The 13,544-nt window shown below is 45.5% G+C and carries 6 protein-coding genes, 1 rRNA gene and 1 riboswitch; of the genes, 4 read left to right on the forward strand and 3 right to left on the reverse strand.

What is annotated here, in order from left to right; translation table 11 throughout:
* The first annotated feature begins 18 nt into the window (after positions 1-18).
* Positions 19-2,841: an excinuclease ABC subunit UvrA gene (gene uvrA / locus AK966_RS16750; protein ID WP_119464578.1), complete on the forward strand. Its 2,823-nt coding sequence runs from the start codon at positions 19-21 to the stop codon at positions 2,839-2,841.
* A gap of 69 nt (positions 2,842-2,910) precedes the next feature.
* A complete protein-coding gene (locus AK966_RS16755; protein ID WP_119464575.1) occupies positions 2,911-4,695 on the forward strand; it encodes a PglL family O-oligosaccharyltransferase in 1,785 nt (594 codons plus the stop codon).
* Between the two features lie 54 nt (positions 4,696-4,749).
* Here AK966_RS16755 and AK966_RS16760 read toward each other — a convergent pair whose 3' ends face one another.
* Entirely contained in the window at positions 4,750-5,871 is a 1,122-nt protein-coding gene (locus AK966_RS16760) for an alanine--glyoxylate aminotransferase family protein (protein ID WP_119464576.1), read from the reverse strand.
* Positions 5,872-6,093: 222 nt separating this feature from the next.
* Positions 6,094-6,272: riboswitch (Lysine riboswitch) on the forward strand.
* Positions 6,273-6,394: 122 nt separating this feature from the next.
* On the opposite strand from AK966_RS16760, the gene lysC reads away from it, so the two are divergent.
* On the forward strand, positions 6,395-7,747 hold the full coding sequence (lysC, locus tag AK966_RS16770; RefSeq protein WP_099080105.1) for a lysine-sensitive aspartokinase 3: 1,353 nt from the start codon (positions 6,395-6,397) through the stop codon (positions 7,745-7,747).
* An 89-nt stretch (positions 7,748-7,836) separates the two neighbouring features.
* Here the strand turns inward: lysC and metH are convergent, their stop codons facing one another.
* Positions 7,837-11,517 carry a methionine synthase gene (gene metH / locus AK966_RS16775; protein WP_099080104.1) on the reverse strand — a complete coding sequence of 1,227 codons (3,681 nt, stop codon included), beginning with the start codon at positions 11,515-11,517 and terminating at the stop codon, positions 7,837-7,839.
* 192 nt (positions 11,518-11,709) lie between these two features.
* Here metH and AK966_RS16780 point away from each other — a divergent pair, with 192 nt between their 5' ends.
* The gene (locus AK966_RS16780) at positions 11,710-12,996 is read left to right on the forward strand and encodes a sodium:proton antiporter (RefSeq protein ID WP_099080103.1); all 1,287 of its coding nucleotides are present in this window, start codon (positions 11,710-11,712) and stop codon (positions 12,994-12,996) included.
* Between the two features lie 446 nt (positions 12,997-13,442).
* Here AK966_RS16780 and rrf read toward each other — a convergent pair.
* Positions 13,443-13,544 (reverse strand): 5S ribosomal RNA (gene rrf, locus AK966_RS16785); the annotation flags it as partial.

Here is a 13,544-nt window from a genome sequence, read left to right on the forward strand (position 1 = left end):
ACACATAGAGCAAAAATGATGGACAAAATAGAAGTTCGTGGTGCCCGCACTCATAACCTCAAAAACATCAACCTCACGATCCCTCGCGACAAACTAACCGTGATTACAGGATTAAGTGGTTCTGGCAAATCATCCCTCGCTTTCGATACTTTGTACGCAGAAGGCCAAAGACGTTATGTTGAGTCATTATCGGCTTACGCCCGTCAATTTTTGTCTCTTATGGAAAAGCCTGATGTGGATCACATCGAAGGTTTGTCTCCTGCAATTTCTATTGAACAGAAGTCGACGTCCCATAACCCTCGCTCAACCGTAGGTACCATAACCGAAGTCTACGACTACTTACGTCTACTGTATGCCCGTGTGGGTGAGCCCCGCTGTCCAACGCACCATTCGCCGCTTGCTGCGCAAACTGTCAGCCAGATGGTAGACAAAGTGTTAGCGTTGCCGGAAGGCAGTAAGATGATGCTACTTGCTCCCATCGTGAAAGAGCGTAAAGGTGAGCACGTTAAAACCTTGGAGAATCTTGCTGCTCAGGGCTTTATTCGCGCACGCATCGATGGTGAAACTTGCGACCTTTCTGATCCACCGCAGCTAGAGTTGCACAAGAAGCACACCATCGAAGTGGTTGTCGACCGCTTTAAAGTACGCCCAGATTTGCAGCAACGCTTAGCTGAATCATTCGAAACCACACTGGAGCTTTCTGGTGGTATTGCTGTCGTTGCACCAATGGATGGTGACGGTGAAGAGGTGATCTTCTCTGCCAACTTTGCTTGTCCAATTTGTGGCTACAGCATGCAAGAGCTTGAGCCTCGCTTGTTTTCGTTCAACAACCCTGCTGGTGCGTGTGGCACTTGTGATGGTTTAGGGGTACAACAGTACTTTGATCCAAGTCGAGTGATCCAAGATGACTCTTTGAGTTTAGCACAAGGCGCGATCCGCGGCTGGGATCAAAAAAACTACTACTACTTCCAAATGCTGTCTTCTTTAGCGGATCATTACGGGTTTGATCTTCATGTGCCATTTAACTCACTACCGAAGAAAACCCAAGAAATCATTCTAAAAGGCTCAGGCCGCACTGACGTTGAATTCAAATACATCAACGATCGTGGTGATATTCGTGTTAAGCGTCATCCATTCGAAGGGATCTTAAATACGCTGGAACGTCGTTACCGAGATACGGAATCAAACTCCGTACGTGAAGAGTTGGCGAAATACATCTCAACTAAGTCTTGTTCAAGCTGTGGCGGTACACGCTTACGCCTCGAAGCCCGCAATGTATTCATTGCCGATACAACTCTGCCAGAGATTGTCGAGCTGAGCATTGCTGATTCCCTCGAGTTTTTCCATACGCTAAAACTGGAAGGACAACGCGCTCAAATTGCAGAGAAGGTCATGAAAGAGATCACTGACCGCTTACAGTTTCTTGTCAATGTTGGCCTGAATTATCTCAACCTCTCACGCAGCGCAGAAACACTGTCGGGTGGCGAAGCACAACGCATTCGCTTAGCAAGCCAAATCGGAGCGGGTCTTGTCGGTGTAATGTATGTTTTGGATGAGCCATCTATTGGCCTCCACCAGCGAGATAATGAACGTTTATTGAAAACCCTGACTCACCTACGAGACTTGGGGAATACCGTATTAGTCGTTGAGCACGATGAAGATGCGATTCGCTGTGCTGACCACGTGATTGATATTGGTCCAGGTGCCGGGGTTCATGGTGGCAATGTGGTTGCGGAAGGCACCATGGCTGAAATCATCGCTAACCCAAACTCACTGACTGGGCAATACCTCAGTGGTACTAAAGAGATTGCCGTACCAAAAGAACGTACGCCATGCGATCCCAAGAAAACCGTTGAGCTGGTTGGCGCAACTGGCAACAACCTAAAGAATGTCGACCTTTCGGTTCCTGTCGGCTTATTTAGCTGTATTACCGGAGTATCTGGCTCAGGTAAGTCCACATTAATCAACGATACATTCTTTAAAATTGCTCATACCCAGTTGAATGGTGCAACAACCGCGCATCCTTCACCATATAAATCCATCAAGGGTCTAGAGCACTTCGATAAGGTTATCGATATCGACCAAAGCCCTATTGGTCGAACACCGCGTTCAAACCCTGCGACTTACACGGGGATCTTTACCCCAATCCGTGAACTGTTTGCTGGTACGCAAGAGTCACGCTCCCGTGGTTACAAGCCAGGCCGTTTTAGCTTTAACGTCCGTGGTGGTCGTTGCGAAGCCTGTCAAGGTGATGGGGTTATTAAAGTAGAAATGCACTTCCTGCCCGATGTGTATGTGCCATGTGATGTATGTAAGGGCAAGCGTTATAACCGTGAAACGTTGGAAGTTCGCTATAAAGGCAAAGCGATCGATGAAGTACTAGAGATGACTGTAGAAGATGCCCGTACTTTCTTCGACCCTGTGCCAGCGATTGCCCGTAAACTGCAAACACTGATGGATGTGGGCTTGTCTTATATTCGCCTAGGTCAAGCGGCAACCACGCTTTCTGGTGGTGAAGCTCAGCGTGTGAAACTGGCTCGAGAACTGTCTAAGCGTGATACAGGTAAAACCTTGTACATTTTAGATGAGCCGACAACCGGTCTGCACTTCCACGATATCCAGCAGCTACTAACTGTACTACACCGTTTGCGCGACCATGGAAATACCGTTGTCGTCATTGAACACAACCTCGATGTGATTAAAACCGCTGACTGGATCATCGACTTAGGGCCAGAAGGTGGACAAGGTGGCGGAGAGATAATTGCTCAAGGCACACCGGAATATGTGTCTCAGATCGAAGGTTCGCACACTGCTCGCTTCCTTAAGCCTATGTTGAAATAGAAAAAACAGGTAAAGTACAAAGACCAGCCATTGCTGGTCTTTTTTTTCATTTAAAACAATGCAATCTCTATGGCTACTATACATGTAAGTGGAACCAAACTTTCACCTGAAAAAGTTCTCGTTCCCCTCAATCGCAAGTTCCTTATGGTATTGGCAGCACTGTTTTTGCTGGCGATGCATTTCTTTATGCCTAACCCTGGGGGCTCTGGGTTAGCACTCTCATTTAATGCGACGACGTGGATTGCATTCAGTTTTGCTTTAGGTATCGGCTTGTATCAATTCGCTACAAATCGTGAGTTACGCTACTCCAAATTAACCATTGGATTGTTCATTAGTTGCATCATCATAACGCTGCCAGTGTTCTATCCTAATGCGAACAGTATATTGGCCGCCAGCAAACTGATAGGGCTTTGGAGCGGCATGCTATTTTTTATTGTGCTACAACAATTCCACTTCAGTAACAAGCACCGTCAACGCCTACTGTGGTTTATTGTTCTCGCTGTCGTTATAGAGAGCATCTTTGGTTTAACACAATACTTGTACCTTAAACCGGGGAATATATTTGGTTACAACACAGAGGCCAACCGTCCTTATGGTATCTTTCAACAGCCCAATGTGATGGCGAGTTTCCTTGCCACCGGGCTGGTGATAGCCAGCTACCTACTTGCTCGCCAGCCATACAAGTATTCACGTAAGTTAAGTGATATTTATCTACTCTACACCGTCCCAATTTTTACTATCCCTCTGATTGTGGTACTTGCCTCTCGCACTGGCTGGCTGGCTTCGATCATCGCTATTTTGCTAGTTATTCCATACATGTACCGCTATGCCACTCAAGGGCGTTTTTTACGTTGGCTAGCCGCTTTACTCACCGGGCTCGCCCTTGCTGTCTTCATTATGCATATCGCCTTTCCAAGTGGAGGGGGCTTAGCAAGTGAAAAAGTAAACATGGAATCGCCTCGTACTTATACCTTCCCGCAAGCCTTAGATATGGTGATTGAGAAACCATTTACCGGATATGGTTATGGGAAGTTTGAATCTGAATACATACTGTATACGGCTCGGCAGCACGCATTGAATGAGCAATACCCTCCAGGCCTCCCCTCAATGGACCATCCACACAATGAACTGTTTTATTGGGGCGTTGAAGGCGGTTTACTGCCTATTCTTGGCATCTTTTTGGCGATGTCTTTAGTGCTACACCGAATTTATCAGGCGAACCGAGGCACACGTCTGGCACTGCTAGCACTATTCATTCCCATTGTTTTGCATTCACAACTCGAGTACCCGTTCTATCACTCTCTTGTGCACTGGCTGATCTTTATCATTTTGCTTTATTGGGTGGATCAACGAGTCTCACGTTACCGTCAAATAGGCTTTAGTCGCATAACCAAAAGTTTGCTGCGCATTTGTAGTCTATTGTTCCCTATCGTGGTCACTTTCTATATGGTGAGTGCTCTACACACAAACTACGTACTCACCAAGTTTGAAACCACGCGTCCAACCAATCCAGACATTCTCAATCAGGTCTCTAATCCCGTGGTATGGAAAGATCGCTTTGATTGGGATGTGTACAGTACCTTCCTAAATATTGGCTTATATAAGCAAGACCCAACGTTGATTCAGCCATACATTGATTGGTCATTAGAGATCATTAAAGACAAACCACGCCCAGCGTTCTACAACAACCTGATACGAGCGTATCAAGGGCTGGATGAGACAAGTAAGGCTGAGCAAATTCGTGCAGAAGCACAATTCTTATTCCCTAACATTGATTTCAGTGATGTGAATTATCAACCGCCTTATCAGGCTCTTTCAGCCTCACCAACGCCAGCCCCAAGCGCTAAGCAATAAATAAAAAAAGCGAAGGGATAACCTTCGCTTTTCTTTATCCTATGACCAAATCCGTTATTCGATCAACGACTCTTCTAAAGCTCGTAAACACAAGGCGACATTTTCAGGTCGAGCACCATAACCCATCAGACCAATGCGCCATGCTTTGCCAGCCAGTGAGCCAAGACCTGCGCCAATCTCTAGATTATAGATTTCAAGTAAGTGATTACGCACTTTTGCTTCATCAATCCCTTCGGGGACATAAATCGCATTAAGTTGCGGTAGGCGATACGCTTCTTCTACCACAAATTCAAAACCTAGCTTTTGCAAACCAGCTTTGAGCTTCTCATGCATTAACTGGTGACGCGCCCACGCATTTTCTAAACCTTCATTCTTAAGGATCAGTAGAGCTTCATGCAGCGCATACAAACTGTTCACCGGCGCTGTGTGGTGATAGCTGCGTTTGCCTTCTCCACTCCAGTAACCTAATACTAGGCTTTGATCCAAGAACCAGCTTTGAACCGGTGTCGTTCTGGATTGAATCTTCTCTATGGCTGCAGGAGAAAGCGTCACTGGCGATAAGCCAGGAACACAGGACAAGCATTTTTGGCTGCCAGAATACACCGCATCTAAATGCCACTCGTCGACTTTTAGAGGCACACCACCAAGCGAAGTCACGGCATCGACGATCGATAGCAAACCGTATTGCTTCGCAAGCTTACCCAAGACTTGAGCGTCACTTACCGCGCCCGTCGATGTTTCTGCATGAACAAAAGCAAGAATCTTAGCATCAGAGTGCTCCTTTAACGCTTCTTCAACTTTATCGACCGATACAGGCGTTCCCCACTCATCATCGACGACAACGGCCTCACCACCAGCACGAACCACGTTTTCACGCATGCGCTCACCGAAAACACCATTACGGCAGACGATGACTTTGTCACCCTTTTCAATCAGGTTGACGAAACACGTTTCCATGCCCGCACTGCCCGGAGCTGAGACAGCGATAGTGAATTCATTTTCTGTTTGGAAAGCGTATTTAAGCAACTGTTTTAGCTCATCCATCATGGCAATGAAAAGGGGATCTAGGTGACCAACGGTTGGACGGCTAAGCGCCTGTAAAACCTGAGGTGAAATATCAGAGGGACCAGGTCCCATCAAAATACGGTGTGGGGGGATAAAGCTTTGGATCGGCATGTCAGCTCCTTGATTGCAGTCTTTCATCCTGAGCGTTATAAAAGTTCTATTCAAAGGCTGGCTCAGGTATCGAAGTTTTCACCCTAATAGATTTTTCCTCTATCGGCAATTAACCCTAAGTATAGAGGTCAAACCACTGTCACAAATTCGTTAATAAAAACTTTCATAATGGTTGAGATATTGGTTGACAATGTGACAACAAAACCGTTCAATGTTTAAGCTTTATGCAGAAGAGGAGCACTGCCCAGGCAGGTGATTTGTGGAGCCGCAATTCCAATACCAATCACTCAGGGGGAGCAGTGCCGAGGTAAGTCAAAGTTGCAGGATTTGACTTGTCGGTTGACTTGGGTTGAGTCCCATCAACTGTCATCAGTGCCGTATGATGAAGAGCTTCTGAGGGTAAATTTTCAAATTACATTCTAACTACCTCTCTATTTGCTCTGTTCCTTTCCTCACCAAACATTGGATGTATTAGGCAACCAATTAATTGTTGTTATTTTTCAGGAAGTCGTGGGAGAACGCAGTGAGCGCATTTAACGTAGCAAAATTCGGTGGAACCAGTGTTGCCAACTTTGAGGCAATGAGCCGTTGCTCCACTATCATAGAAAACAACCCAAATACTCGCCTTGTCGTCAGCAGCGCTTGCTCAGGTGTCACTAATCTATTAGTTGAACTCGCAAATGGTGTTCAAGACCAAGAACATCGTGCGGAAGTACTACAGAAACTAGCAAACATTCACGAATCGATTCTGTCGCAACTTGAAGACGCAACCGAAGCGGCGGCTGAGGTTTATTCGATTCTTGATACCGTCACAAGCTTGGCAGAGGCCACTTCTATCCAAGCAAACACCAAACTGACCGATCATTTGGTCGCTTGTGGCGAATTAATGTCGACTCACATTCTTGCGCAGTTAATGCGTGAGCGTGGTATTAACACCATCCGTTTTGATATTCGCGACGTGTTAAAAACCGATGCTACCTTTGGTCGTGCTGAACCAAATGTCGAAACCATTTCACAACTCGCACAAGAAAAGTTGGTTCCACTATGCCAAGAGTATGTTGTTATCACTCAGGGCTTCATCGGCTCAGATGAAGAAGGTAACACGACAACGCTTGGTCGTGGCGGCAGTGACTACAGCGCAGCATTGATTGCAGAAGGGGTGAAAGCAGCAGGTCTAGAGATTTGGACCGACGTTCCGGGCATCTACACCACAGACCCACGTATCGCCTCAAAAGCAGCGCCAATCCCAGAGATCAGCTTTAGTGAAGCATCAGAGATGGCAAACTTCGGCGCAAAAATCCTGCACCCTTCAACACTGGTTCCGGCACTTCGTCACGACATCCCAGTATTCGTAGGCTCTTCTAAAGAGCCAGAAAAAGGCGGTACATGGATCCGTCATCAAGTGGAAAGCTCACCTTTATTCCGTGCACTTGCTCTGCGCTGTAACCAAACCATGGTGACACTGCGCAGCGCAAACATGTTCCACGCCTACGGCTTCTTAGCGAAGGTATTTGAGATCCTAGCGAAACACAAAATATCTGTCGATCTGATCACCACATCTGAAATCAGTGTATCACTCACCCTTGATCAAACAGACACGTCAGGCGGTGCACCTCAATTACCACAAGCGGCACGCGAGGAACTTGAAGAACTATGTAAAGTAGAAGTGGAACACGACCTATGTCTTGTCGCTCTGATTGGTAACAATATGAGTGAAAGCAAAGGCTACGCGAAGCAAGTGTTTGGCACGTTAGAAGACTTCAACCTACGTATGATCTGTTACGGAGCAAGCCCACATAACCTGTGCTTCCTTGTCCACGAGTCAGTATCACGTCAAGCGATCCAAAAACTGCATACAGAGCTGTTTGAACAGTAAGAACGCTTTAACTCAACGATAAAACTTTAATTCACCAAGAAACAACAAGAGCTACACATCGCAGCCCTTGTTGTTTCTATCTGAGTCGATTAACCGTTAATGTTAGGACCTAACCACTTTTCTGCTTCGATCCTATCCCAACCTTTTCGATCAGCGTAGCTTTGTAGCTGATCCTCTTGGATCTGAGCAATCGCAAAGTAACGAGAATCAGGGTGCGAGAAGTACCAACCCGATACGGACGCTCCTGGGTACATCGCGTAACTTGTTGTCAGTGACATACCAATGTTTTCTTCAACATTCATCAGTTCCCATAGCGGTCCTTTCTCAGTATGCTCAGGGCATGCCGGATAACCCGGAGCTGGTCGAATGCCTTGGTATTTTTCACGAATCAGTTCTTCATTCGACAGCTCTTCATCCGCAGCGTAACCCCAAATCTCTTTACGTACACGCTCATGTAGGTACTCTGCGAACGCTTCTGCAAGACGGTCCGCCACCGCTTGGATCATGATGGCATTGAAATCATCACCTTGCGCTTTGTATTCGTCAGCAAGTTCACGCTCACCAATACCGCCCGTTACTGCAAAGGCACCAATCCAATCATGCTTACCAGACTCTTTCGGTGCAATATAATCAGACAAACAATAGTTGAAGCCTTTTGGTTTCTCTGTCTGCTGACGTAAGTTATGCAGCACTTTAGCAACGTTGGTGCGTGACTCATCTGTGTAAACTTCAATATCATCGCCAACACTAGCCGCAGGAAACAGACCACACATACCTCGTGCTTTCAGTAACCCTTCACGCTCAACGCGATCAAGCAACTCATTTGCATCTTTGTACAGACGCAGTGCTTCTTCGCCCACTTCTACATGGTCAAAGATTGTTGGGAACTTGCCGACTAACGACCAAGTCATGAAGAAAGGCGTCCAGTCGATATACTTACGCAAAGTAGCGACATCAAAATCTTCAAAAATGTGGATGCCTGGTTTAATTGGTACAGGTGGTGTATACGCCTCCCAATCAATCGCAACCTTATTAGCACGTGCGGCTTCTAAGGTGACAGGCTTGGTACGAGGCTTCTTGCGGTTATGTTGGTCACGTACGCGTTCGTAGTCTTCATCCAATTTTTCAACAAAAGCCGGACGGCGTTCATCTGATAGCAGTGATGTACACACACCTACCGCACGAGAAGCGTTATTTACGTATACTACTGGGTGTTTGTAGTTCTGCTCAATCTTAACGGCAGTATGCGCTTTTGATGTGGTCGCACCACCGATCAGAAGTGGAAGTTCAAAATCTAGACGCTCCATCTCTTTTGCGACATGAACCATTTCGTCCAGAGATGGCGTGATCAAGCCAGAAAGGCCAATAATGTCGACATTCTCTTCTTTAGCCACTTTCAGGATCTTTTCACACGGTACCATTACGCCAAGATCGATGATCTCGTAGTTATTACATTGCAGCACCACGCCAACAATGTTCTTACCAATGTCATGAACATCACCTTTAACGGTCGCAAGCAGGATCTTACCGTTGGATGAACCGGCTAGTTTTTCTTTGTTAATGAAGGGCTCAAGGTGAGCAACTGCCTGTTTCATAACACGTGCCGACTTTACTACTTGGGGAAGGAACATCTTGCCTTCTCCAAATAGATCGCCAACCACGTTCATACCATCCATTAAAGGGCCTTCGATCACTTCAAGTGGTTTGGACGCATTAAGGCGAGCTTCTTCAGTATCTTCTACGATGAACTCGGTAATGCCTTTAACCAGCGCATGCTCTAAACGTTTTTCTACCGTCCAGGTACGCCATTCAAGCGCAGAGGCATCATCTTCTTTTCCGACACCTTTATCTGCATACTCAGCAGCAATATCGAGCAGTCGTTCAGTTGAATCATCACGACGGTTTAGCACCACATCCTCGACCGCTTCACGCAGTTTGTCTGGAACATTATCGTAGATTTCTAGCTGACCCGCGTTAACGATACCCATATCCATACCATTTTTAAAACAGTGGTATAGGAACACCGCGTGAATCGCTTCTCGAACGTAGTTATTACCGCGGAAGGAGAAGGAAACGTTAGACACGCCACCAGAGATCATCGCATGTGGTAAATCACGTTTAATATCTGCAACCGCTTCAATGAAGTCAACTGCGTAGTTGTTGTGCTCTTCGATACCCGTCGCAACCGCAAAAATGTTCGGGTCAAAGATAATATCTTCCGGCGGGAAGCCCACTTCATCAACCAAAATGCGATAAGCATTGGTACAGATCTCTAGCTTACGCTCACGCGTTTCTGCCTGACCAACCTCATCAAATGCCATCACGATAACCGCAGCACCATATCGACGAATCAGCTTCGCTTGCTTAACAAACATCTCTTTCCCTTCTTTCAAAGAGATGGAGTTCACGATGCCTTTGCCCTGAATACACTTCAGACCCGCTTCGATCACTTCCCATTTGGAAGAGTCGACCATAATTGGAACTTTGGAAATTTCTGGCTCAGACGCACATAGATTTAGAAAGCGAACCATACTGGCTTCTGCATCCAACATACCTTCATCCATGTTGATATCGATGATCTGAGCGCCGTTCTCAACTTGCTGGCGAGCAACTTCCAGAGCCTCATCGTAGAGCTCTTCTTTGATCAGACGTTTAAAGCGAGCAGAACCGGTAACGTTAGTACGTTCACCCACGTTGATAAACAGCGTCTCATTTTCAATCGTAAGAGGCTCAAGACCGGACAAACGACACGCAACCGTAAGCTCAGGCAAATCACGAGGTTTCACACCTTCAACTGCCATTGCCATATGGCGAATGTGCTCTGGCGTCGTACCGCAACAGCCACCAATCAGGTTCAAGAAGCCACTTTCCGCCCACTCTTTAACATGAATCGCCATATCTTCTGGCGAGAGGTCATACTCACCAAAAGCGTTTGGTAGACCAGCATTAGGGTGTGCTGAGATAAAAGATTCAGAAATGCGAGAAAGGTCCTCTACGTAAGGGCGCAATTCATCAGGGCCAAGCGCACAATTCAAGCCAAATGAAAGCGGGTTTACATGACGCAGAGAGTTATAGAACGCTTCTGTCGTTTGACCGGAAAGCGTGCGACCAGACGCATCGGTAATGGTGCCGGAGATCATGACTGGTAACTCAACACCTAGTTCTTCAAAGACACTGTCTACCGCAAAGGCACACGCTTTCGCATTGAGTGTATCAAAGATAGTTTCAATCAGAATAAGATCAGAACCACCTTTAATCAGCGCACGAGTTGATCCGGAGTAAGCTTCAACGAGTTCATCGAAAGAAACATTACGGTAGCCCGGATCGTTTACATCCGGAGAGATCGAACAAGTACGGTTTGTCGGACCAAGAACACCGGCAACATAACGGGGACGACTAGGCGTCTTTGTTGTCCATTCATCGGCGACCTCACGAGCAAGCTTAGCCGCGGCGAAGTTAATCTCCTCACTCAGGCTTTCCATCTCGTAGTCAGCCATTGCAATAGAGGTTGCATTAAAAGTATTTGTTTCGAGAATGTCAGCACCCGCTTCGAGGTATGCGCTATGAATATCCTTAATCAATTGAGGCTGAGTAAGCACTAACAAGTCGTTATTACCTTTTAGGTCACAATGCCAATCTGCAAAACGCAAACCTCGATAGTCTTGCTCTTCAAGTTTGTAACCCTGAATCATGGTACCCATACCACCATCAATCAGCAAAATACGTTGTTTCAATTGAGCTTCTATCTGCTCTCTTACATTACTTCCCACAGTACAGCCTCATTCCTTTAATTATCTTCTCATCCTATCACACAAACAAAAGGAGTCTAGACGTCTAAAAGTAGAATTAGTGATTATTTAGCGTCCATTTCAAGTTACAAAGAAATCACGAAAAAATGTTTGCTATTTAGCCAACATAGGCCGAGAATTTCCATTCATAAAAAGTTACAAATAGAGGGCTCTATGTCGGTCTATCATACTTTATGTTTCCTATCTGCCGCAGCAATTCTAATTGCCTTTATAAACAGTAAGATAGGAAAAATGCAAACCACCATAGCCATTACCGCAGGCTCAATGATACTTTCGCTCTTCATTCTCATCGCGGGTCAAAATGATTGGTTTCAACTTACAGATATCGCAACACGAACCATCACTAGCATCGACTTTGAAGATTTTCTACTTAAGGGGATCCTAGGATTTCTATTATTTGCGGGTGGCTTAGGCGTCAAACTGCCTAACCTCAAAGACCAAAAATGGGAAATTACAGTACTTGCTCTAGGCGCAACTCTCTTCTCAACTTTCTTCATCGGTTTTGTTCTCTACGGTTTCTGCCTACTGATCGGTATTCAATTCAAGCTCGTCTACTGCTTACTTTTTGGCGCGCTTATTTCTCCAACCGACCCAATTGCAGTCTTAGCGATCGTCAAAAAACTTAATGCACCGAAGCGTATTTCGACCCAAATTGAAGGTGAGTCCTTATTCAACGACGGTTTCGGTCTAGTGCTCTTCGTGACCATATTTACCATCGCATTTGGAATAGAAGCACCGAGCGTAAGCAGCGTAGCATTACTATTTGTTCAAGAAGCAATTGGGGGTATTGTTTACGGCTTAGTTCTAGGGGTAATTTTTCACTATTTAATCAGTGCAACAAACGACCACTCAATGGAATTGCTACTCACCATAGGTGTTCCGACGGCAGGCTATGCCTTAGCCGAATATCTACATGTTTCCGGTCCACTGGCTATGGTGGTTTCAGGTATCATGATCGGGAATTGGACACGCTTTATTGGCTTCTCTAAAGAGAGTGAGGATCATCTTGATCACTTCTGGGAATTGGTAGATGAATTCCTAAACGGTGTGCTATTTTTGCTCATTGGTATGTCAATGCTTCTATTTGAATTCCACAAAGAAGACTGGATCATGATGGCTGTATCAGTACCACTTGTTCTAACTGCACGTTACTTGAGCGTCGCTATTTCCTATGTCGGCTTTAAACGCTTTAGAACATATAACCCTTGGTCAGTGAAGATCTTAACTTGGGGGGGATTACGTGGTGGCCTAGCGCTTGCTATGGCTTTATCTATTCCATCGGGTATTTGGGTCATTCCAGATAAACTCATCGACGTAAAAGAAATCATCTTAGTCATGACTTACTCTGTCGTCGTTTTTTCAATCTTAATTCAAGGCTCGACAATTACACCAATGATAGAAAAAGCGAAGCAAGCCGAAAAAGCATCTCAAGAAGCGTAGATTCCGCATTCTAAATTATCAGGCAGCCAAGTGGCTGCCTTTTTTATATTGTCCAAATAGAAAAATTTTAATTGGGATAAATGAGCAGTCTGGATCAGGGAATTACACTGAAAAATCGATTGGTTGGGGATGGCTTTTGTCGTTACTCTAATTACAAAGTTAAAAGCCTTAAGTAAGAATGTTCAGACACTGATTTGAACTGTAATGAGTTTGGCTTGAGATAAACGTACCTTAAACGTCAATAAGTGTCGAAAAATAGACGTTCTTCGTGATGAAGAACAAGATTTAGCATACTGGTGAGATGCGAGAAGAGGGAATTAGAAAGACAGAATATAAGCGTGAATGAGCTTAATTTATTACTATTCTAGAACAGAATTGAAATAATATTTATTTGCTTTAATAACGCAAAAAGCCCACTCTTTCGAGTGGGCTTTTCTAAATTAAAAGCCTGGCGATGTCCTACTCTCACATGGGGAAGCCCCACACTACCATCGGCGCTATTTCGTTTCACTTCTGAGTTCGGCATGGAAATCAGGTGGGTCCAAAAT

The sequence above is a fragment of the Vibrio sp. PID23_8 genome, from assembly GCF_003584965.1.
GTDB lineage: Bacteria > Pseudomonadota > Gammaproteobacteria > Enterobacterales > Vibrionaceae > Vibrio.